We start from the raw sequence: 20,514 nt of genomic DNA, 5'->3' as shown, positions 1-20,514 counted from the left end.
TGTCGACATGGTCGAAAAGTTCGACGCCATCGTCATCGGTGCCGGCCCGTCCGGCAACGCCGCGACCTACACGCTGGCCAAGCAGGGGCTGAAAGTGCTTCAGCTTGAGCGCGGCGAGTATCCCGGCGCCAAGAACGTCCAGGGCGGCATCATGTACGCCCATGAGCTGGAGAAGATCATCCCGGACTTCCGGGACGATTGCCCGACCGAGCGCCACATCATCGAACAGCGCGTCTGGCTGCTGGGCGACGACAATTACGTCGGCACCAACTACCGCTCGGAAGCCTTCAACAGCGACAAGCCGAACCGCTATACCATCATCCGCGCCAACATCGACAAATGGTGGGGCGAGCAGATCCGCAAGGTCGGCGGTCTCCAGATCTGCGAGACGACGGTGACCGAACTGATCCGCGATGCGTCGGGCAAGGTCATCGGCGTTCGCACCGACCGCGAAGGCGGCGAGATTCACGCCGACGTCGTCATCATGGCCGACGGCGTCAACGCCCTGCTCGCCAAGCGCGCCGGGTTGCAGGACGAGGCCGCGCCGGAGAATGTGGCGCTGGCGGTCAAGGAAATCCTCTTCATCGATCCGGAGCTGATCCAGCAGCGCTTCGGCATCAAGGAGGACGAAGGCGTCGTCATCGAGATCATGGGCAAGGTGACCAAGGGGATGGTCGGCACCGCCTTCCTCTACACCAACAAGGAATCGCTGACGATCGGCATCGGCTGCCTGATCTCCGACTTCAAGAACGGCGACTGCCCGCCCTACCGGATGCTGGAGGAGCTGAAGAAGCACCCGGTCATCCGGCCGCTGATCGAAGGCGCCGAGATGAAGGAATACGCCGCCCACATGATCCCGGAAGGCGGATACAAGGCGATCCCGCAGCTCTACGGCGACGGCTGGATGGTGGTCGGCGATGCCGCCCACTTCAACAATGCCGCCCACCGCGAGGGCTCCAACCTCGCCATGGCGTCGGGCCGCATGGCGGCGGAGACGGTGCTGGAGCTGAAGGCGGCCGGCAAGGGCTTCACCGCATCGAACCTCGCCGCCTACAAGAAGAAGCTGGACGACAGCTTCATCATGAAGGACCTGAAGAAGTACCGGGAGTTGCCCGGCATCATGCACGGCAACAAGCAGTTCTTCGGCGCCTACCCCGACGAGATCACTGCGGCTGCCCACAACTGGTTCACCGTCGACAGCGTCGACAAGAAGACGAAGGAGAAGGCGATCATGAAGGCCTTCGTCAAGCGCCGCTCGGTGATGGGTCTGGTCGGTGACGCAATCAAGCTGGTGAGGGCCGTGCGATGAGCATTGTGGTCAAGGTCGAAGAGAAGCTCTATCAGAACCGCTACATCGTCGATGAGAGCCGCCCGCACATCCAGATCAAGAGCGAGGAGGCGTGCAAGAGCTGCGATCGGCAGGCCTGCACCTTCTGCTGCCCGGCGGCCTGCTACAGCAAGAACGAGACCGGCGGCGTGACGCTGGTGACCGACGGCTGCCTGGAATGCGGCACCTGCCGCGTCGTCTGCCAGGACAAGGGCAACATCGCCTGGGACTACCCGCGCGGCGGCTACGGCATCAGCTACAAGTTCGGCTGATCCGGTCTTTCGTTGTCTTCCTCCGGAACCGGTTGGCCTCCGCGCGGCGACGCGCGGGGGCCGATTTGTGTTTGGGAAGAAGGCCTGCGCCGACGCTTTTCTAAACTTGGCCCTGCAACGTCTCCGTCGCCTGACTCAGCGCCCGTTGTAGTTCTGCCGGGAAGTAGGGCTTGCGGACGAAGCCGAAGGGATCGCATTCGGCGGCGCGGTGGCGGGTTTCGGGGTCGCCGAAGGCGGAGGTGAAGATACAGCGGATGCCGGTCCGCTTGCGGATCGCCACCGCCGCCTCGATCCCGTCGCGCGGCCCCAGCAGGCGGATGTCCATCATCACGATGTCCGGACGCAGCCGCTCCGCCGCCGCGACCGCATCGTCCGCATTGTCCTCGATCCCGACGACGACGAAGCCGAGCATGCCCAGAACCTCCTCCAAAGCCATGGCGGCGAGGCTCTCGTCTTCGACGATAAGGATGCGGATGGGAGTGTCGGAGGCAGGCGAGGGGTCGGTCATCGTGATCGCGTAAGGAGTGTCACAGCGATTTTACAGGACTCGTGCAATCGGCGAACCTGAAAACGCGGGGTTATGACCAATGGTGCAGCCTGCGCCCCTTGCATGGGTGACGGTGGAAAAGCGTCGCCTGGGCTGTCGACGATCCCTTGTTTTTCACACCTGCGGCGTACCATCTCACTGTTACGGCTGTTTTCACGAGCGAGCATCGCGGACCTGCACCCGTCCCTTGCAGGCTGTTGGGCGGGGGCTATCGGCGGGTTTGCGACCTTTTTGCATGAGGAGACCGGCGATGGATCTGCGTGTCTGTTTCGAAAACATGGAAAGCGTCAACGTCAACGACGCGGCGATGATGAAGCACTACACCAAGAGCTATCTGGCCGATTTCGACCCGGAATGGGCCGGCTTCATCATGCTGCCGCACAGCGAGACCATGCGCGCGACGATGGAGCCCGCGTGGCAGGTGCTGATCCGCAGCGCCACGCAGCGAACGGAGCAGGAGCTGCTCCGCTATCTCGACGAAAATCCGATGGCGGCCTACCACGTCCATGTCTACCGGCGCGACGGCAGCCCGAACGAGAGCAAAATCCACTGACGACAAAGGGGGCGCGCCAGGCGCGCCCCCCTCGTTCGCTCGGACGGCGCCGGCTGTCAGCCGACCGGCGTGCCCAGCAGGCTGTCCAGCGGGACGAAGCGGTCGGCCATCTTGCGCGCCTCTTCCTTGTGGACCTTGAAGGTCTTCTCCGCGATGGCGTTGGAGACGACGAAATCCTGGTACGCGCGTTCCAGATGGAAACGGTAGCGCGCCGCCGTGCCTTCGTCGTCCAGACCTTCCATGCCGATGTCGTCGGACAGGTAATCGTGGAAGCGCTGCAGGATGTGCAGGCGGTTCACGTTCACAACACGCTGGTCGTAGGTGACGTGGAAGAAGCGCAGGAAGTCTTCCGCGGTTTCCAGATCGTCGAGGTCGTCGGTGAAATCGCTCATCGTCGAAGGCTCCTCACGCGTGCTGCTGGGTGGAAGGCGAGGGGGCGCACCCCTCCTGGTCGCAAATGTTGCCGCAGGAACTGCAGGCCACTCCGTCCAAACGTATATCGCTGTGTATGTCGTTCAGGCGAAATTCCGACAGGCGGATGCTTTTAGCAGGAAACTGTGACGTTTCCGCTGCGGTGTGGGCCTCCAGCCGGGCTTCGATGCGGTTTATGTGGTCGATCAGGCAGGCGATGGCCTTGCCGACCGGGTCGGGCATCAGGTGATGTTCCAGGTCGATGCCGTGATTGGAAAGATGGGGATCGGACAGCTGGCGATAGGCTTCCGGCCGCACCACCCGGCCGGGGATGCCGACCACGGTCATGCCCTCCGGCACCGGCTTGGTCACCACCGAGTTGGCACCGACCCGCGCGTTGGCGCCGACGGTGATCGGTCCCAGGATCTTGGCGCCGGCCCCGACCAGCACGCCGTCCATCAGTGTCGGGTGCCGCTTGCCCTTGGTCCAGGACGTGCCGCCCAGCGTCACGCCGTGATAGAGCGTCACGTCGTCGCCGATCTCTGCCGTCTCGCCGATCACCACGCCGGCGCCATGGTCGATGAAGAAACGGCGGCCGATGCGGGCGCCGGGGTGGATGTCGATGTTGGTCACCGCCCGGGCGACATAGGACAGGAAACGCGCCGGCCAGCGCAGCCCCCGTCGCCAGGCCGCGTTGGCGACGCGGTGGATCACCAGCGCATGGATGCCGGGATAGCAGGTCAGCACGTCGATGACGTTGCGCGCCGCCGGATCGCGGTCGAAGACGCAGGCGACATCCTCGCGCAGCAGGGCGACGATCCCGGTACCGGAGGCGGATTTGCTCATGTCGACGCCTCCAGAAAGGCGTGCAGTTCCTCTGCCGTCGGCGGCCGCTTGGCGCGGGTGGCAAGCGCGCGGACGCGCGGCAGCACCGCCTGCGCGGTGGCGTCGTCGCACGCGATGCCCAGCCGCTCATAGGCCAGCTTCACCGCCGCGGTGCCGGAATGCTTGCCCAGCACGATGCGGTGTTCGCGCCCGACCTCGGCCGGGTCGAAATTCTGGTAGGTGCTGCGGTCGCGCAGCAGCCCGTCGACATGGATGCCGGCCTCGTGGGTGAAGACGGCGGCGCCGACGATGGATTTGTTGACCGCTACCGGCCGGTTGGAGGCCCGCTCCACCAGATCGCTGATGGTGCCGAGCGAGCGCGTCTCGACGCCGGTGTCGATGTGGTAGAGGTGCTTCAGCGACACCACCACCTCCTCCAGCGGGGCATTGCCGGCGCGCTCGCCCAGCCCGTTCACCGTGGTGTTGACGTGGGTGGCGCCGCCCAGCACCGCGGCCAGCGAATTGGCGTTGGCGAGGCCCAGATCGTCATGGGCGTGGATCTCGATCTCCAGGTCGGTGGCCCGGCGCAGCCGCTCGATGCAGGCGCGCGTCTGGAAGGGGTCGAGCACGCCCAGCGTGTCGGCGAAGCGGAAGCGTCGCGCGCCGGCTTCCTGTGCCACAGTGGCGGCGGCGATCAGGAAATCCATGTCGGCGCGCGACGAATCCTCGCCGCCGACGCTGACCTCCAGCCCATGGTCGCGCGCCTGTTTGACCCGGCGCTCGATCTCGGCCAATGCCCAGGAACGGGTGCGCTTCAGCTTCTTCGTGATGTGGATGTCCGACACCGGCATCGACAGGTTGACGAAGCCGACGTTGCAGGACAGTGCCGCCTTCAGGTCGGCGTCGTGCATCCGGCACCACACCATCAGCCGGCCTTTCAGCCCCAAGGACGCCACGGCGCGGATGCCCTCGCGCTCCTCCTCGCCCATCGCGGGGATGCCGATCTCCTGCTCCGGCACGCCGGCGGCGTCGAGCGCCTTGGCGATGGCGATCTTCTCGTCGAGCGTGAAGGCGACGCCGGCGGTCTGCTCGCCGTCGCGCAGCGTGGTGTCGTTGATGGTGGCGAAGGTGGTGGGCATGGGGGCACCTCGCGCGCGGGGAAGACCTGTCCCCTTTGAAAAGTGTCGCAGGCCGGGCCGGGGACCCGCCCCGACGGGGTGTCGTCGGGCGGGGTGCCGGGACGGGCCACCGACCCGGCCTGCGATTCCGGTGTTAGGAATAAACGGGTGCGAACTCTTTGGGCTTGGCGACGTCCTGCTGCCAATAGGGCGACAGGCTGCGCAGCTTGGCGATGATGCCCGGCACCACGGCGATGACGTGGTCGATCTCGGCGTCGGTGGTATCGCGCGACAGCGAGAAGCGGGTGGCGCCGTGCGCGGCCGTGTAGGGCACGCCCATGGCACGCATGACGTGGCTCGGCTCCAGCGACCCCGAGGTGCAGGCCGATCCGGAGGATGCGGCGATGCCCTGTTCGTTCAGCAGCAGCAGGATGGCCTCGCCCTCGATGAACTCGAAGGCGATGTTGCAGGTGTTGGGCAGCCGGTGGTCCGGGTTGCCGGTGACGAAGCAGGCCGGCACGGCAGCCAGGATCGCCTGTTCCAGCCGGTCCCGCTGCGCCTTCACCCGCGTGTTCTCCTCGCCCATGTGGGTGAGGGCGAGGTGGGCGGCGGCGCCCAGGCCGACGATGGCCGGCGCGTTCTCGGTGCCGGCGCGGCGCGAGCGTTCCTGGTGGCCGCCGCGCAGCATCGGACGGAAGCGCAGGCCGCGCTTGACGTACAGCGCGCCGATGCCCTTGGGGGCGTGCAGCTTGTGGCCGGACAGCGACAGCATGTCGACGGCGCTGTCGGCGAGCTTCATCGGGATTTTGCCGACCGCCTGGACGGCGTCGGTGTGGAAGACGGCACCGACCGCCTTGGCCATTTGCGCCAGCTCCTCGATCGGGAAGATCGTCCCGGTCTCGTTGTTGGCCCACATGATCGACACGATGGCGACCTGATCCGACAGTGCCGCCCGGTAGGCGTCGATGTCGAGGTTGCCCTTGTTGTCCACCGGGATGCGGTGGATCTTGTAGTCGCGCTTCTTCTCCAGATAGTCGCAGAGCGCCAGCACGGCGGGGTGCTCGACCACGCTGGTGACGATCTCGCGCTTCTTCGGATAGGCCTCGATGATCGACAGGATCGCGGTGTTGTCGCTTTCCGTGCCGCCCGAGGTGAAGATGATCTCGCTGTCATGGGCCGCGCCCAGCAGGGCCTGGACCTGCTTGCGCGCCCATTCGATCTTGCCGCCGACCGCGGCGCCGAAGGCGTGCATCGAGGACGGGTTGCCGAAATGCTCGGTGAAGAGCGGCAGCATTTCCGCCAGCACGTCGGGGTCGACGCGGGTGGTGGCGTTGTTGTCGAGATAGACGCCCCGGTTGGGAATGGTCACGTTCGGAATGGTCATCGCCGGTTCCTCCCCTTAGCCCGCATGGGCCGGCATGAGGGACGCCGGCTTGACCCGCACGAACTCGCCGAGCGCCTCGACCAGCTTCATCTGCACGCCCATCATGGTGCCCGCCGACTGCGAACAGCCGGAGCAGGCGCCGGTCAGCCGGACGTAGATGTCCTTGCCGTCGATGTCGACCAGTTCCACGTCGCCGCCGTCGCGCTGGATTTGCGGACGCATCTCCTCGATCGCACCCATGATCGCCTGCATGCGCTGCACGTTGGTCAGCTTGGGCGCGGCGGCCGGTTCCGGCTTGGCCGGCAGCGGCTTGATGGCGTCGAGGCCGACGGTGCCGGGGGTGTGCTTCGCGGCGGGTTTCAGCGCGCCGGTCTTGGCCATCACCGCTTCCAGCACCTCTTCGATCTTCTCGTGGCAGGTCTGGCAGGAGCCGCCGGCCTTGGTGTAGTGGGTGACCTCCTCCAGGGAGGTCAGGCCGTTGACGGTCACCGCGCGCTCGATCATCGCGGCGTCGATGCCGAAGCACTTGCAGATCAGCTCGCCTTCCTCATGGTCGTCGACCCACTCCTCGCCCTTGTAGTTGGCGATGGCGGCGCGCAGAGCCTCGGCGCCCATGACGGAGCAGTGCATCTTCTCCGGCGGCAGGCCGCCCAGATACTCGGCGATGTCGCGGTTGGTCAGGACCAGCGCCTCGTCCACCGTCTTGCCGATGATCATCTCGGTCAGCGCCGAGGAGGACGCGATGGCCGATCCGCAGCCGAAGGTCTGGAACTTCGCGTCGAGGATGATCTGGGTGTCGGGATCGACCTTCAGCATCAGACGCAGCGCGTCGCCGCAGGTGATGGAGCCGACCTCGCCGACCGCGTTGGCGCTGTCCAGGACACCGGAGTTCTTCGGGTTGAAGAAGTGTTCCTTGACCTTGTCGGTGTAGTTCCACATGTCGCTGCTGCCTTTCCGTGGGGTGCGCGCCTAGGGGAAGAGCTGTCTGAAAACGGGATCAGTGGGTCGAATAGGGGGCCGACGATCCGCAGCTGGACGAGGAGGTCGAGCAGGAGCCGCCACCGCCTTCACCGGCTGAGAAGGACTTGCCGCAGCCGCAGCTGCTCGTCGCGTTCGGGTTGTCGAACTTGAAACCCGAGCCTTCGATGCCCTCGACGAAATCGACCACCACGCCCGACAGGAAGGGCTGGCTGTTGGCGTCGACGAAGATGGTGACGGGGCCGAAGCTGAGCACCGTGTCGTCGTCGCCGGCCGCCGCCTCCAGGCCCATCTGGTATTTCAGGCCGGCGCAGCCGCCGTCGGTCACCGCGATCCGCAGGCCGGCGGCCGCACCGCCGGACTTCGCCAGGACCCGTTCCAGGGTGGAGACCGCCGCATCCGTCAGAGTCACCATGTCCCGCCTCCTCAAGCCGCGTTGCCGGATGTGCCGGCCAATCTGAGGAGACATAAGCAAGGGGTGTGCCAGATTTGCAAACCATTGAAATAAAAGGATTGTATGGTTGAGTCGGTATGGCAAAAGTCCGACAATGTTTCGCCTGCCAACGGTTTTGTCGGGTTTGGCGCGTGTCGGATTCGCGACAGCCGCGACACTTCGCCGCACAAAAATAATGTGGTCTTTCCCGGCGCCCCTGCGCCTACCATGGGGGCGTCGTCGGTGCGTCGGATGGTTGATTGCAGCAGCGGAAAAATTCAGGCGAGGGAAGCGATGAGCGACGAACCGATCGAACTCCGGATGTCGAACGGCCGCATGGCCTTCGGCGACGTGCCCGAACAGATCGACGAGCTTTTGCAGGAGGCGGTGAAGGCCCGCGACGTGCCCGACGCCTGCGAGGCGTTGCTGTGGGAGGCCCACCGCAAGGGACCGCGGGTGCTGCCGGTCTTCTATGCGCTCTACAAATTCTACTTCAACCGCAAGAAGCTGGGGGAGGCGGAGCGGGTGGCCCGCATCGGGCTGGATGCCGCGGCACTCCAGGGCGGCTTTCCGTCCGATTGGTCGCAGTTGACCGCCGGCTCCACCGACTGGACGGTGGCCGGACCGGCGCGCTTCTTCCTGTTCACCATGAAGGCGCTGGCCTTCATCGAACTGCGCCGCCACAACCGCGACAAGGCGCTGGCGATCCTCGCCAAGATGGCGGAGATCGACCCGGCCGATCAGGTCGGCTACGGCACCATCGCGGCACTTGCCCGCGGGTTGGAGGGCGGGGCGGCGTGAGCGACCCGGCCCGATAAGGCGGCCCCACAAAAAAAGCCCCCCGGCCCAGGGGGGAACCGGGCCGGGGGGAGGGGGGATTTGCGTCTCACGACGCGCTCACGACGCGCTCTCTCACGTCGAGAGGAATTGCGGCCCCGATTGGGGATTCCCGATTGGGGATTCGGGGGGCGGAATTCGGGGCCGCAAACCTGTCAGGCGGCGATGGATTCCAGCGCCGGGTAATCGGTGTAGCCCTTGGCGTCGCCGCCGTAATAGGTGGTGCGGTCCGGTTCGGCCAGCGAGGCGCCGGCACGGAAGCGCACGGGCAGGTCCGGGTTGGAGATGAAGGCCTCGCCGAAGCTGACCGCATCGGCCTCGCCATTGGCGAGCGCTGCGTCGGCATCGCCACGGCTGTAGCCGCCATTCAGGATGAACGGACCCTTGTAGGCGGCGCGCAGGGTGGACGCCACGTGCGGCGCGCCTTCCGGCGGGGCCATGTGGTGGCCGGGCTTGCCCTCGATCACATGCAGATAGGCGAGGTTGAAGGGGTTCAGCGCCTTGGCGATCGCCAGGAAATGCGGCAGCGGGTCGCTGTCCTTCATGTCGTTGAACACGCCGGTCGGCGACAGGCGGACGCCGATGCGGTCTGCACCGACGGCATGGGCCGTGGCCTCCAGAATCTCCAGCAGGAAGCGGCAGCGGTTCTCCACCGTCCCGCCATACCGGTCGGTGCGGGTGTTGGTGCTGTCGCGCAGGAACTGGTCGATCAGATAGCCGTTGGCCGCGTGGATCTCGACGCCGTCCAGGCCGGCATCGAAGACGGCGCGCTTGGCGGCATCGGCGAAATGCCGGACCAGAACGGGGATCTCGGCGGTTTCAAGGGCGCGCGGAACCGGGAAGGGCTCCATGCCGGCGCCGGTGTAGAGCTGGCCCTTCGCCGCGATGGCCGACGGGGCGACCGGGGCGGCGCCGTTCGGCTGGAAGCGCGGGTGGGAAATGCGGCCGACATGCCAGAGCTGGGTGACGATCCGCCCGCCGGCCGTGTGCACCGCGTCGGCCACCGCGCGCCATGCCAGGGTCTGGGCGTCGGTGTGGATGCCCGGCGTGTTGGGATAGCCCTGGGCGGTGTCGCAGACCTGCGTCGCCTCGGTGATGATCAGGCCGGCGGACGCGCGCTGCGCATAATATTCGGCGGTAAGCGCGGTCGGGCAGTTGCCGTCGCCGGCGCGGCTGCGGGTCATCGGCGCCATGACGACGCGGTTCGGCAGTTCGATTGCGCCGAGGCGCAGCGGGGTGAACAGATCCGGGGTGGCGGTGCTGTGCGGCATGACTGGACTACCCCCTGTTGGGCAAATCGGCTTGTATGTATGTGAGTACATACTTGAACCGACACCTGCCGCTTGTCAAGTATGTATCTGCATACTTATTATGAGGCCGCCCGCCATGACGCTGCCTATCGTGAAGCGGCCCGTCATGACGGCGGCGGGGCGGACTGGAGAGGGACGGGTCTTGGACGCAAGCAATGACGCCGACGGCTGTTGCCCCGGAAACGGCACCGAGGGCGCCTGCGAGGGCGGGGCGCGCAAGCGCGACCGCGCCGCGACGGAAAGCGCGCTGCTCGACGCCGCCAAGGTGGTGTTCGCCGAGCGTGGCTTCGACGCGGCGACGACCCGGGAGATCGCCGGGCGGGCCGGGGTCAACGAACAGCTGATCCAGCGCTATTTCTCAGGAAAGAGCGGGCTGCTGCTGGCGGTGGTGGAACGCTATTGGCGCGAGGAAGCGGGCGGCTGCGACCTGCCGCCGCCGGACGACGATCTGGAAACCGACCTTGGCCGCTTCCTGCACGCGCAGCTGAAGCACAGCTGGAAATGCCGCGACTTCACCCGCGTCGTGCTGGCCCGCGCCCTGGTCGATCAGGCGGTGGCGGACGAGATGGCGCGCACCCTGTCGGAGAGCCGCATCCCCTGCCTGATGAAACGGCTGGAGGGCTATCGCGAGCGCGGCGCCATCGCCGCCGATGCCGACCTCGCCAATGTGGCGGCCGGCATCGCGACGCTCAGCTTCGGGCTGGGTTTCCTCGATCAGGTGGTGTTCGGCCGCGACGATGCCGGCATCTGCGCGATGGTCGGCACGCTGGCCCACACCATCGCCCATGGCCTGACGCCGCGCTGAGACCTACTCTGCTGCTGCTGCGCGGGTGGTGGCGCGGTGGCTGTGCACCGCGTCGGCGGTGAAGACGGCCAGGGCCACCCAGATGCAGGCGAAGGCGATGGCGTGGCTGTGGGTGAAGGCTTCGCCATAGACCAGCACGCCCAGCAGAAGCTGTCCGGTCGGCCCGACATATTGCAGCAGACCCAGGGTGGTCATGGTCAGCCGGCTCGCGCCGATCATGAACAGCACCAGCGGCACCGCCGTCATCGGTCCGGCCAGCACCAGCAGGGTGCTCTCCCCCCAGCCATGGCCGAAAGCGCCGTCGCTGCCCAGCCACAGCAGATAGCCCAGCGCCGCCGGCAGCAGCAGGGCGGTTTCCACCAGCAGGCCGATCACCGGATCGATCGCCGCCTTCTTGCGCACCAGGGCGTAGAAGCCGAAGGACAGCGCCAGCGACAGCGCGACCCAGGGCACGGCGCCATAGCTGACGACGAGGCTGCCGACGCCGGCCGCGGCGATGGCGACCGCCAGCATCCGGCCGCGGCTGAGCCGTTCGTTCAGGAACAGCACGCCCAGCAGCACATTGACCAGCGGGTTGATGAAATATCCCAGGCTGGCCTCGACCAGCCGGCTGTTCACCACCGCCCAGATGAAGACGGTCCAGTTGACGGTGACCAGCAGGGTGGTGACCACCAGAATGCCCAGCCGGCGCCAGTTGCCGACCGCGGCGACGACGGCCGCCGGCCCGCGGGTCGCCAGCACGCCGATGCCGACCAGCACCACGGTCCAGACCACGCGGTGGGCGACGATTTCCACCGCGCCGACGTCGCCCAGGGATTTGAAGAAGACCGGGTTGACCAGCCCCCAGATCAGGTAGGAGGCAAGCGCCGCGACGAACGCGGCGGTTGTGGAGGTCGGGGCCTGGGCGGGCGGCGGGGTCTGAGCCATACCGTCCGTTTAGCACAGTGTTTGTGCAATCCGGCAGCAGGCCGCCGGGCATGGCCGGACTGCGCGGCCGGCATCGCTGCCCGTGATCCTGGTGTCTGGCAGCAAAGGTGCCCAGGCTGGAAAAGGCGCCGGGCATGAAAAAGCCCCGCCGGAGCGGGGCTTTTCCGTACTTCACCGGACCGGCGCTGCGGTCAGGCGGCGGTGGCGACGCCCTTGTCGGCCATCAGGGTCTGCAACTCGCCCGACTCGTACATCTCGCGGACGATGTCGCAGCCGCCGACCAGCTCGCCCTTGACGTAGAGCTGCGGGAAGGTCGGCCAGTTCGAGTATTCCTTCAGGCCCTGGCGCAGGCCCGGATCCTCCAGGATGTTGACGCCCTTGAACTTGACGCCGGTGTGGCTCAGCACCTGGACGACGGCGGCGGAGAAGCCGCACTGCGGGAACACCGGGGTCCCCTTCATGTACAGCACGACATCGTTGTTCTTGATGTCCTGCTCGATGCGCTCGACGACGTTCTGATCGACCATGACCTGATAACCCTTCCGATTAAGGCCCGGCGGCGCCGGGGCCTTGTCCGTTGCAACTTTGATCAGGCGCCCTCAGGCACCTTGCGTCAGGCGCCTTCCGGCACCGCGGTGGTCAGCGCCAGGGCGTGCAGTTCGCCGCCCATCTTTCCCTGGAGGGATGCGTAGACCATCTGGTGCTGCTGCACCCGGCTCTTGCCCTTGAAGGCGGCGGAGGTGACGAGCGCGGCATAGTGGTCGCCATCGCCGCGCAGGTCCGCGATCTCCACGACCGCGTCCGGGATGCCCTCCTTGATGAGCTTTTCGATCGTGGCGGCTTCCATCGCCATGGGTCTGTCCTCGCTCTGTTCAGGATTGCCCCGCCCGGGCACACGCTTATCGGAATAGAGTAGGTGCGGCCGGGCCGTTTGTCATCCACCGGCAAGTCTTTGCCGCCCTGCGGAAGACGCCGTAACGGCCCGGACGCCCCTCATTCAACAGGAAATGTCCGTTATTCGCCGAACACGCGCTTGAACACCGTGTCGACATGCTTGGTGTGGTAGGTCATGTCGAACATCGGCTCCAGCTTGTCGCGGCCGATGTGCTTGGCGATGTCGGCGTCGTTCGACAGCAGGTCCAGATAGTTGCCGCCCTTCTCCCACACCTGCATGGCGTTGCGCTGGACCGCCTTGTAGCTGTCCTCGCGGCTCATGCCGGCCTGGGTCAGGGCCAGCAGGACGCGCTGCGAGAAGACCAGCCCGCCCAGATCGTCCAGGTTCTTCTGCATGCGCTCCGGATAGACCACCAGCTTTTCCATCATGCCGGTCAGGCGCACCAGGGCGAAGTCCAGGGTGACGGTGGCGTCGGGGCCGATCATCCGCTCGACCGAGCTGTGGGAGATGTCGCGCTCGTGCCACAGCGCCACGTTCTCCAGAGCCGGGACGACGGCGGAGCGCACGATGCGGGCCAGGCCGGTCAGGTTCTCCGACAGGACCGGGTTGCGCTTGTGCGGCATCGCCGACGAGCCCTTCTGGCCGGGGTGGAAATACTCCTCCGCCTCGCGCACTTCGGTGCGCTGGAGGTGGCGGATTTCCGTCGCCAGATTCTCGACGCTCGACGCGATCACGCCCAGCACGGAGAAGAAGAAGGCGTGGCGGTCGCGCGGGATGACCTGGGTCGACACCGGCTCGACCGACAGGCCGAGCTTGGCGGCGACATGCTCCTCCACCCGCGGGTCGATGTTGGCGAAGGTGCCGACGGCGCCGGAGATGGCGCAGGTGGCGATGTCCCGGCGCGCCTGGACCAGACGCTCGCGCCCGCGGGCGAAGGCGGCGTAGTGGCCGGCCAGCTTCAGGCCGAAGGTCGTCGGCTCGGCATGGATGCCGTGGCTGCGGCCGATGGTGACGGTGTTCTTGTGCTCGTAGGCCCGGCGCTTCAGCGCCGCCAGCAGGGCGTCCATGTCGGCCAGCAGCAGGTCAGCGGCCTGGGTCAGCTGGACGGCGAGGCAGGTGTCCAGCACGTCCGACGAGGTCATGCCCTGGTGGACGAAGCGGGCTTCCGGACCGACATACTCGGCGAGGTTGGTCAGGAAGGCGATGACGTCGTGCCGGGTCTCGCGCTCGATCTCGTCGATGCGGTCGATCTCCCACTTGCCGCGCTCCCACACCGCCTTGGCGGCCTCCTTCGGGATCACGCCCAGCTCGGCCTGCGCGTCGCAGGCGTGCGCCTCGATCTCGAACCAGATGCGGAAGCGGTTTTCCGGCTCCCAGATGCGGGCCATTTCGTGGCGGGTATAGCGGGGGATCATCGGCACTCTCCGGAGGATGCTGGCGCTGGAATAAGGAGCGGCTGCGGGTCTGACGGCACGCGCGCGCGACCATAGCGGTGCCGGGGGGCGTTTTAAAGCCTCGCGATGGCCCGATCCGTCCGCCCGACCGGCTTGCCTGCCCGCTCCGCTGCCGGCGGCATTAATCTTCATGGGCGAATCCTTGCCAGCCTAAGGGAATCCGCGCCTAACGCTGCGCGGGCGGACTTTCCGTCAATTCCCTGTCGACATGCGGATCCGAACGTCGCCGTCCATCCATGCGCGAGGAAAACAGTCAAAGAGTCGCGCCCGGGTGGATTTGATTTGCTTGCAGTTGAATCCGCGCGAGCATTAAGCAACACTTGCACAGCGCGTCGGGACCGGCCCTGCTGGTTTCCGCGAGTTCCACCGAACAGGCCATTCGAAGGGAGCCCTTCTTGTCCGACCCCGTCGCCGAGCTGGTCCGTGCGCCGTCGCGCTCGTCCGACGAGGCCCGGCTCTACCGCCTGCAATTCCTGGCGTCGATGGCGCTGGTGTCGGCGCTCGTCCTCGGGCTCGGCCTCTATTTCGTCTGGCAGCATTGGGCCGACCTGGAGCATGACCTCCAGCAGAGCGAGGCGCGCTATGTCGAGGAGCAGCATCAGGCCCTGGTGCAGGAGGTGGAGAACGCGCAGTCCTACCTCGCCTACATGCGCTCCCGCGTCGAACCGCTTCTGAAGGAGCAGCTGCGCGCCCAGGTCGACGAGGCCTATTCCATCGCCCGCAGCGTCCATGACCGGGAAAAGGACATCCTGCCCGAAGCGTCGGTGAAGGAATCGATCAAGCAGACGCTGCGGCCGCTGCGCTTCTCCGGCGGGCGCGGCTATTACTTCATCAACGACCTGAACGGCGAATCGGTGCTGATGCCGGTCGACCCGTCGCGGGAGGGGACCTCTCCCTTCTCCGCCCCCGATCCCCAGGGGGCCGCCGTGATGCGCGAGCTGATGCGGGCGGTCCAGGATCCCAGCCTGCGCGGCTTCGCCCGCTATCGCTGGCGCATGCCGGACGATCCGGCTCAAACTAGCGACAGATCGGCGGTGGACAAGCTGGCCTTCGTCCGCCGCTTCGAACCCTATGACTGGGTGATCGGCGCCAGCGACGCGCTGGGGGCGGTGGAGGCGCGCTTGCAGCACGAATCGCTGGAGCGTCTGCGCGCCTTCCGCTTCGGGGAAACCGGCTATGTCGGGGTGCTGCGCCAGGACGGGCAGGTGCTGCTGTCGCCCACCGCTCCGGCGTCGGAGGGGATGAATGCCCGCGACCTGCCGTGGAAGACCGAGCGCGACCTCGTCACCCGGCTGCTGGAACTCGGACGCCAGGGCGGCGGCGAGCTGCGCTACGACTGGATCCACCCGGTCACCGCGCGGCCGACGCCGAAGATGGCCTATGTCTCGGCCCCCAGCGTCTGGGGCTGGATCCTGGTCGCCGGCTTCTACATCGACGATGTCGGCAAGGAGATGGAGGTCCGCCGGGCGGAGATCAGTCGCGGCGTCAACCAGCGGGTCTGGACCACGGTGGCGGTGCTGGCCGTGGCGCTGGCCGCCTCGGTCGGCGTGTCATGGCTGGTCACCGGCTGGATCCGGCGCATCGTCGGCGGCTATCAGCTGCGGGTCAGGCACAGCGACAGCATGCTGCGCGAACGGGCGCGCCAGCTGTATCTCGCCAACTTCTTCATCGACCATGTGTCGGAGATCGTCGTGCTGGCCGACGCCGGCCTGCACATCGCCTACATCAATCCCTTCGGCTGCCAGGCCCTGGGCGGGACGCTGGAAGACCTCGTGATGGGGCAGGCCGACCTGCTGAAGCGCTTCGCCGCCGAGGGCGAGGACGCGGCCAGCCATTACGAGACCGCCTACCGCACCGCCGACGGCCGCACGCTGGAGCTGGAGGTCACCGCCAGCCGGATCACCTACGAGGGCGACGTCTATTACTCGGCCATCGCCCGCGACATCAGCGAGCGCAAGCGGGCGGAATGGCAGCTGCGCCTGTCGGCCAAGGTGTTCGACAACGCGGCGGAGGGCATGTTCGTCGCCAACGAACATCGGCAGATCGTCGCCGCCAACGACGCCTTTTCCCGCATCACCGGTTACGATCGGGACGAGGTGCTGGGCCGCAATCCCGAATTCCTGCGCTCCGACAGCAACCCGCCGGGATTCTACGATGACCTGTGGGTGCAACTGCGCGAAAACGGCCATTGGGCCGGCGAGATCTGGAGCACCCGCAAGAACGGCGAGGTGTTTCCGGAGTGGCTGAGCGTCAAGCTGGTCCGCAACGAGGACGGCGCCGTCGCCAACTACATCGCCGCCTTCAGCGACATCACCGCGACCCGCGCGCAGGAGGAGCGTATCCGCCATCTGGCGCAGTTCGATTTCCTGACCGACCTGCCCAACCGCTTCCTGCTGCGCGACCGGCTGGAGCGCGCCATGCTGGCCGCCGGGCGCCACGGCACCAGGGTCGGGCTGCTGTTCGTCGATCTCGACCGCTTCAAGACGATCAACGACAGCCTGGGCCATCAGGTCGGTGACGACCTGCTGCGCGAGGTGGCCGGGCGGCTGACCGCCACCGTGCGGGCGGGCGACACCGTCAGCCGCCAGGGCGGCGACGAGTTCATCATCCTGATCGGCGACATGGACAGCTCCGACGCCGCCGGCATCGTCGCCCGCAAGGTTCTGCACGCCTTGTCGGAACCCTATCTGATCGACGGGCACGAGTTGCAGGTCACGCCCTCCATCGGCATCGCCATCTACCCCGACGACGGCACCGGCATCGACGGGCTGCTGAAAAGCGCCGACATGGCGATGTATGCCGCGAAGGAGGCCGGGCGCGCCACCTACCAGTTCTTCACGCCGGAGCTGAACCGCCGCGCCTCCGACCGGATGTGGACCGAAAGCAACCTGCGCCGGGCGCTCGCCAACAACGAGCTGGAGCTGCATTTCCAGCCGCAGTTCTCCATGGACGGCCGCCGGCTGATCGGGGCGGAGGCGCTGGTGCGCTGGCGCCAGCCCGACGGCACGCTGATCATGCCCGGCCAGTTCATTCCGGTGGCCGAGGATACCGGCCTGATCCTGCCGTTGGGCGATTGGGTGCTGGGCGAGGCCTGCCGCCGCGCGGCCGAACTGCTGCGCCACCACGATCTGCTGATCGCCGTCAACCTGTCGGCGGTGCAGGTGCGCCGTCCGGGACTGGCGGAGCGGGTGGCCGGCTGGCTGTCCGCCTATGGCATCCCGCCCTCGGCCCTGGAGCTGGAGGTGACGGAAAGCGTCCTGATGGACGAGTCCGACGTGGTGTCGGAAACCTTCGCGCGGCTGCGCGAGCTGGGCGTGCCGGTCGCCATCGACGATTTCGGCACCGGCTATTCCTCGCTGGCCTATCTGAAGCGCTTCCGTGTCGACAAGCTGAAGATCGACCGCAGCTTCGTCAGCGGCCTGCGCGCCGGCAACCCGGACAGCGGCGCCATCGCCGAGGCGATCATCGGCATGGCGCGGTCTTTGCGCATGCAGACGCTGGCCGAAGGGGTGGAGACGGAGGAGCAGTACGACTGCCTCGCCGAGATGGGCTGCGACCAGTGCCAGGGCTATCTGCTGGGCCGTCCGATGCCCTACGAGGATTTCCTGGAGTTCGTCCGGCGCGATGCCGCCGCAGCCGAGCCGCGGGTGGCCGAACCGGTGGGCTAGGCGCTTTGCTCGGCGTTGGGTTGGGCGTCGGATCGGGTGGCGGGCGTCACCCGTACCGCAGCAGCCGCGTGCCGTTCGCCTTCAGCCAGGCCCGCGGCCAATCCACGCCGCTGCCGTCGGTCAGGCTGGCGCACAGCGCCCAGAAGCGCGGCGAGTGGTTCATCTCGCGCAGATGGGCCACCTCGTGCCCGACCACATAATCCAGCACCGGCTCCGGCGTCAGGATCAGCCGCCAGGAGAAGGATAGCCGGCCGGTGGACGAACAACTGCCCCAGCGGCTTTTGGTGTCGCGGATCGTCACCGCCGCGACGCGGGCACCGATGGTCGCGGCCTTCAGCCGGGCGCGGGTCGCCAGTTCACGCCTGGCCTCCGCGGTCAGGAAATCGCGGACGCGGCGGGCGACGTGTTCCGGTTGTCCGCCGACCAGCAGGGCGCCGTCCTCGATGCGCGTCGGGCCGCGCATGGCAGGGTCGTGACGGATGACATGCTCGATGCCGAGATAGGGCACGCTGGCGCCGTCGGCGAAGGGCAGGGACGGCGGCATCGCCGCCAGCCGCGCCCGCAGCCAGCCGTCATGCCGGCCGACGAACTGGCGGGCATCGGTTTCCGACACGCCGACCGGCACCACCACCTGGACCAGCCCGCGCCCGGCATCGACCCGCAGGGTCATGCGGGTCGCACGCGCGCTTTCCCGCAGCTCCAGCGGAATCGGCAGGCCGGATATCTCCAGCGCGCGGGGCGGCTGGGGCGGCCGGGCGGCGGACCGCTTGCGGCGACGCAATAGGGCGGGGAGGCGTTGCACCATGCCGTCTTATAGCGCGGCCGGCGCCGGCTGCGGAAGCGTCCTCCGCCCTTTGTCGGAATGGTGCCGCGGCCCGATTTCGGCTTAAAGCATTAGGGCTTTCGAACGATCCCGGCCTATGGGGTCGACTGAGGTCACATTTGACACGATCGATCGGGGCACAAGATAAAGCAGAGGTAACGCGGTGGTCTGTAGGCCTCCCATTTGCCGCCAGTTCATATGTTCGTTTGCCTGCGGTCGGTCTTCCCTTCAGCTTTGCCGAGTACATGCCATGCCCCTCATCCCTGGAAAAACTCCGACGCGTGAGGATTGGCTGGACGCCCTGCTGTCGGCCAACGGTTCTCCCCAGGCACTGCTTGGCGAGGATGGGCGCGTGCTGGTGGCGAATCCCGCTTTCGCCGCCCTGATCGGCCATGCGCCGGGCGGGGTGGAGGGGCTGTCGCTGGCGGAGGCCGGGCTGCCGGCCGAAACGGCCGAAGGGCTCGACGGGCTGCGGCGGCGGGTGATGGCGACCGGCACGCCTGCCTCCACCACCGGACCGCTTCCCGGCTTTCCTTGCATGCTGGCGCTGACGCCCGTCCCGGACGCCGATGGCCGCACCGGCGCGGTGGCTCTTGTCGCCGATGCCGGGGCCGCCGCCTTGGCGGAAGCAAGGGCGGAGGCGGCACAGGCCCGCGCCGATGCCGAGCGCGCCCGCACCGCCAAGGGCAAATTCCTGTCGGCCGCCAGCCACGACCTGCGCCAGCCCTTCCAGGCGATGCACCTGTTCCACCATCTGCTGAGCGGCCGGCTGACCGATCCGGCCTCCATCGAGCTGGCGAACAAGCTCGAGCAGGCGATCCTCGGCGGCGAGGCGCTGCTGCGCGCCCTACTGGAAGTCTCGGCACTGGAGGCCGGGCTGGTCACCGCCAAGCCGGAGACCTTCCCGGTCGACGAACTGTTCGCCAAGATGCTGGAGGAATTCGGCCCGGAGGCGGAGGCGAAGGGCCTGCGCCTCAACATCCACCCGTTCGACGCCCACATCACCAGCGACCCGGCGCTGATGGAGCGGCTGCTGCGGCCGATCATGGCCAACGCCCTGCGCTACACGCTGAAGGGCGGCGTCCTGCTGGCGGCGCGGCGGCGCGGCGAGTTCCTGCGCATCGAGGTGTGGGACACCGGTGTCGGCATCGACCCGTCCAACCATGCCGTGATCTTCGAGGATTTCCACCAGCTCGGCAATCCGGGGCGCGACCGCAAGCAGGGTCTGGGCCTCGGCCTCGCCATCGTGCGGCGGCTGGGGCAGGTGCTGGGGCATCCGGTGACGGTGCGCTCCAGGCTCGGCAAGGGCTCCGTCTTCGCGGTGGAGGTGCCGCTGGCCGGCAATGACGGCGACCGCTCGGGCGACGACTCCGGCGACAGCGAACCGGAGCCGGCGGCCGGCCAGTCGTCCTTCGCCGCTGCCACACCCATGGAAACCCGCACGGTGCTGGTGATCGAGGACGACGCGGTGCAGCTTGAAGGGATCGGGCTGCTGCTGCGTGGCTGGGGCTATGCGGTCATCCCCGCCCGCGGCATCGACGAAGCCTGCGCCGGGCTGGAGGGCGGCGCTGCTGCGCCCGACCTCGTGCTGTCCGACCTGCGCCTGTCGGGGCCGGAGACCGGCATCGACGCCATCCAGGCGGTCCGTGCCCGTTGCGGCCGGCGGGTACCGGGCGTCATCGTCACCGGCGACACCGATCCCGACCGGCTGCGCAGCGTCGACCGCAGCGGCTTTCCCCTGGTCCACAAGCCCTGCGATCCGACCGCCCTGCGCCGCCTGCTGAGCCGCAGCCTGATGGCCGGACGGGCGGGGGCCCTACCGTCCGTCCGCCGTCCGGATGCCGTCTGCCCGCGTTAGCCGTTCCGCACTTGCGCGTTTTCGCTCTGCAACATTCCATCGCTGCGATTTTCACGTCATAAAACTGTAATGCGGCGTCTTGACAGACC

20 protein-coding genes are annotated in these 20,514 nt (G+C 67.4%); 7 read left to right on the top strand and 13 right to left on the bottom strand.

Going from position 1 to position 20,514, the window contains the following annotated elements; translation table 11 throughout:
• Positions 1-7 precede the first annotated feature (7 nt).
• Both CRT60_RS32005 and CRT60_RS32000 read left to right on the top strand, forming a co-directional pair.
• Positions 8-1,309 (top strand): FAD-dependent monooxygenase, encoded by a 1,302-nt coding sequence (locus tag CRT60_RS32005; RefSeq protein ID WP_098740443.1) that lies wholly within the window; start codon positions 8-10, stop codon positions 1,307-1,309.
• Positions 1,306-1,599, top strand: a complete 294-nt coding sequence (locus CRT60_RS32000; protein WP_098740442.1) for a ferredoxin family protein — start codon at positions 1,306-1,308, stop codon at positions 1,597-1,599. Before CRT60_RS32005 ends, CRT60_RS32000 begins: the two co-directional genes overlap by 4 nt.
• Positions 1,600-1,699: 100 nt before the next feature.
• On the opposite strand, the gene CRT60_RS31995 is transcribed toward CRT60_RS32000, so the two are convergent.
• Positions 1,700-2,107, bottom strand: coding sequence for a response regulator (locus tag CRT60_RS31995; protein WP_098740441.1), 408 nt, complete (start codon positions 2,105-2,107; stop codon positions 1,700-1,702).
• Between the two features lie 289 nt (positions 2,108-2,396).
• On the opposite strand from CRT60_RS31995, the gene CRT60_RS31990 reads away from it, so the two are divergent.
• Entirely contained in the window at positions 2,397-2,699 is a 303-nt protein-coding gene (locus tag CRT60_RS31990; protein WP_098740440.1) for a hypothetical protein, read from the top strand.
• Between the two features lie 56 nt (positions 2,700-2,755).
• Here CRT60_RS31990 and nifW read toward each other — a convergent pair whose 3' ends face one another.
• From nifW to CRT60_RS31960, 6 genes are all read right to left on the bottom strand, one after another.
• Positions 2,756-3,091: a nitrogenase-stabilizing/protective protein NifW gene (gene nifW, locus CRT60_RS31985; protein WP_098740439.1), complete on the bottom strand. Its 336-nt coding sequence runs from the start codon at positions 3,089-3,091 to the stop codon at positions 2,756-2,758.
• Between the two features lie 13 nt (positions 3,092-3,104).
• The gene (gene cysE, locus CRT60_RS31980; RefSeq protein WP_098740438.1) at positions 3,105-3,956 is read right to left on the bottom strand and encodes a serine O-acetyltransferase; all 852 of its coding nucleotides are present in this window, start codon (positions 3,954-3,956) and stop codon (positions 3,105-3,107) included.
• Positions 3,953-5,074 (bottom strand): homocitrate synthase, encoded by a 1,122-nt coding sequence (gene nifV, locus CRT60_RS31975; RefSeq protein ID WP_098740437.1) that lies wholly within the window; start codon positions 5,072-5,074, stop codon positions 3,953-3,955. The genes cysE and nifV overlap by 4 nt, the downstream gene beginning before the upstream one ends.
• Positions 5,075-5,207: 133 nt before the next feature.
• Positions 5,208-6,437 carry a cysteine desulfurase NifS gene (gene nifS / locus CRT60_RS31970; RefSeq protein WP_098740436.1) on the bottom strand — a complete coding sequence of 410 codons (1,230 nt, stop codon included), beginning with the start codon at positions 6,435-6,437 and terminating at the stop codon, positions 5,208-5,210.
• Positions 6,438-6,452: 15 nt separating this feature from the next.
• Entirely contained in the window at positions 6,453-7,376 is a 924-nt protein-coding gene (gene nifU, locus CRT60_RS31965) for a Fe-S cluster assembly protein NifU (RefSeq protein ID WP_098740435.1), read from the bottom strand.
• 58 nt (positions 7,377-7,434) lie between these two features.
• Positions 7,435-7,830: a HesB/IscA family protein gene (locus tag CRT60_RS31960; RefSeq protein WP_098740434.1), complete on the bottom strand. Its 396-nt coding sequence runs from the start codon at positions 7,828-7,830 to the stop codon at positions 7,435-7,437.
• 312 nt (positions 7,831-8,142) lie between these two features.
• On the opposite strand from CRT60_RS31960, the gene CRT60_RS31955 reads away from it, so the two are divergent.
• Entirely contained in the window at positions 8,143-8,649 is a 507-nt protein-coding gene (locus tag CRT60_RS31955) for a hypothetical protein (RefSeq protein WP_098740433.1), read from the top strand.
• Between the two features lie 191 nt (positions 8,650-8,840).
• Here CRT60_RS31955 and CRT60_RS31950 read toward each other — a convergent pair whose 3' ends face one another.
• Positions 8,841-9,956: an alkene reductase gene (locus CRT60_RS31950; RefSeq protein WP_098740432.1), complete on the bottom strand. Its 1,116-nt coding sequence runs from the start codon at positions 9,954-9,956 to the stop codon at positions 8,841-8,843.
• Positions 9,957-10,137: 181 nt separating this feature from the next.
• Between CRT60_RS31950 and CRT60_RS31945 the strand changes: the two genes are divergently transcribed.
• A complete protein-coding gene (locus tag CRT60_RS31945) occupies positions 10,138-10,800 on the top strand; it encodes a TetR/AcrR family transcriptional regulator (RefSeq protein ID WP_098740431.1) in 663 nt (220 codons plus the stop codon).
• A gap of 3 nt (positions 10,801-10,803) precedes the next feature.
• Here CRT60_RS31945 and rarD read toward each other — a convergent pair whose 3' ends face one another.
• The 4 genes from rarD to purB form a co-directional block, all read right to left on the bottom strand.
• The gene (rarD, locus tag CRT60_RS31940) at positions 10,804-11,727 is read right to left on the bottom strand and encodes an EamA family transporter RarD (protein WP_098740430.1); all 924 of its coding nucleotides are present in this window, start codon (positions 11,725-11,727) and stop codon (positions 10,804-10,806) included.
• A 191-nt stretch (positions 11,728-11,918) separates the two neighbouring features.
• Entirely contained in the window at positions 11,919-12,254 is a 336-nt protein-coding gene (grxD, locus tag CRT60_RS31935) for a Grx4 family monothiol glutaredoxin (protein ID WP_085088255.1), read from the bottom strand.
• 86 nt (positions 12,255-12,340) lie between these two features.
• Positions 12,341-12,580 (bottom strand): BolA family protein, encoded by a 240-nt coding sequence (locus CRT60_RS31930; RefSeq protein WP_012973287.1) that lies wholly within the window; start codon positions 12,578-12,580, stop codon positions 12,341-12,343.
• A 161-nt stretch (positions 12,581-12,741) separates the two neighbouring features.
• The gene (gene purB / locus CRT60_RS31925) at positions 12,742-14,037 is read right to left on the bottom strand and encodes an adenylosuccinate lyase (protein ID WP_098740429.1); all 1,296 of its coding nucleotides are present in this window, start codon (positions 14,035-14,037) and stop codon (positions 12,742-12,744) included.
• 434 nt (positions 14,038-14,471) lie between these two features.
• On the opposite strand from purB, the gene CRT60_RS37655 reads away from it, so the two are divergent.
• Positions 14,472-17,744 (top strand): bifunctional diguanylate cyclase/phosphodiesterase, encoded by a 3,273-nt coding sequence (locus tag CRT60_RS37655; protein ID WP_098740428.1) that lies wholly within the window; start codon positions 14,472-14,474, stop codon positions 17,742-17,744.
• A gap of 46 nt (positions 17,745-17,790) precedes the next feature.
• Here CRT60_RS37655 and CRT60_RS31915 read toward each other — a convergent pair whose 3' ends face one another.
• Positions 17,791-18,549 (bottom strand): M48 family metallopeptidase, encoded by a 759-nt coding sequence (locus CRT60_RS31915; RefSeq protein WP_098740427.1) that lies wholly within the window; start codon positions 18,547-18,549, stop codon positions 17,791-17,793.
• Positions 18,550-18,817: 268 nt separating this feature from the next.
• On the opposite strand from CRT60_RS31915, the gene CRT60_RS31910 reads away from it, so the two are divergent.
• A complete protein-coding gene (locus CRT60_RS31910) occupies positions 18,818-20,425 on the top strand; it encodes a hybrid sensor histidine kinase/response regulator (RefSeq protein ID WP_098740426.1) in 1,608 nt (535 codons plus the stop codon).
• Positions 20,426-20,514 lie beyond the last annotated feature (89 nt).

The sequence above is a fragment of the Azospirillum palustre genome (genome assembly GCF_002573965.1).
Classification (GTDB): Bacteria; Pseudomonadota; Alphaproteobacteria; order Azospirillales; family Azospirillaceae; genus Azospirillum; species Azospirillum palustre.
Note: the sequence above shows the minus strand (reverse complement) of the source record. Positions and strands in the feature narration are given on the sequence as shown.

Coding starts and splice junctions, on each gene's coding strand:
- CRT60_RS32005 (WP_098740443.1), top strand. CDS start 8: ATGGTCGAAAAGTTCGACGCCATCGTCATCGGTGCCGGCCCGTCCGGC.
- CRT60_RS32000 (WP_098740442.1), top strand. CDS start 1,306: ATGAGCATTGTGGTCAAGGTCGAAGAGAAGCTCTATCAGAACCGCTAC.
- CRT60_RS31995 (WP_098740441.1), bottom strand. CDS start 2,107: ATGACCGACCCCTCGCCTGCCTCCGACACTCCCATCCGCATCCTTATC.
- CRT60_RS31990 (WP_098740440.1), top strand. CDS start 2,397: ATGGATCTGCGTGTCTGTTTCGAAAACATGGAAAGCGTCAACGTCAAC.
- nifW (WP_098740439.1), bottom strand. CDS start 3,091: ATGAGCGATTTCACCGACGACCTCGACGATCTGGAAACCGCGGAAGAC.
- cysE (WP_098740438.1), bottom strand. CDS start 3,956: ATGAGCAAATCCGCCTCCGGTACCGGGATCGTCGCCCTGCTGCGCGAG.
- nifV (WP_098740437.1), bottom strand. CDS start 5,074: ATGCCCACCACCTTCGCCACCATCAACGACACCACGCTGCGCGACGGC.
- nifS (WP_098740436.1), bottom strand. CDS start 6,437: ATGACCATTCCGAACGTGACCATTCCCAACCGGGGCGTCTATCTCGAC.
- nifU (WP_098740435.1), bottom strand. CDS start 7,376: ATGTGGAACTACACCGACAAGGTCAAGGAACACTTCTTCAACCCGAAG.
- CRT60_RS31960 (WP_098740434.1), bottom strand. CDS start 7,830: ATGGTGACTCTGACGGATGCGGCGGTCTCCACCCTGGAACGGGTCCTG.
- CRT60_RS31955 (WP_098740433.1), top strand. CDS start 8,143: ATGAGCGACGAACCGATCGAACTCCGGATGTCGAACGGCCGCATGGCC.
- CRT60_RS31950 (WP_098740432.1), bottom strand. CDS start 9,956: ATGCCGCACAGCACCGCCACCCCGGATCTGTTCACCCCGCTGCGCCTC.
- rarD (WP_098740430.1), bottom strand. CDS start 11,727: ATGGCTCAGACCCCGCCGCCCGCCCAGGCCCCGACCTCCACAACCGCC.
- grxD (WP_085088255.1), bottom strand. CDS start 12,254: ATGGTCGATCAGAACGTCGTCGAGCGCATCGAGCAGGACATCAAGAAC.
- CRT60_RS31930 (WP_012973287.1), bottom strand. CDS start 12,580: ATGGCGATGGAAGCCGCCACGATCGAAAAGCTCATCAAGGAGGGCATC.
- purB (WP_098740429.1), bottom strand. CDS start 14,037: ATGATCCCCCGCTATACCCGCCACGAAATGGCCCGCATCTGGGAGCCG.
- CRT60_RS31915 (WP_098740427.1), bottom strand. CDS start 18,549: ATGGTGCAACGCCTCCCCGCCCTATTGCGTCGCCGCAAGCGGTCCGCC.
- CRT60_RS31910 (WP_098740426.1), top strand. CDS start 18,818: ATGCCCCTCATCCCTGGAAAAACTCCGACGCGTGAGGATTGGCTGGAC.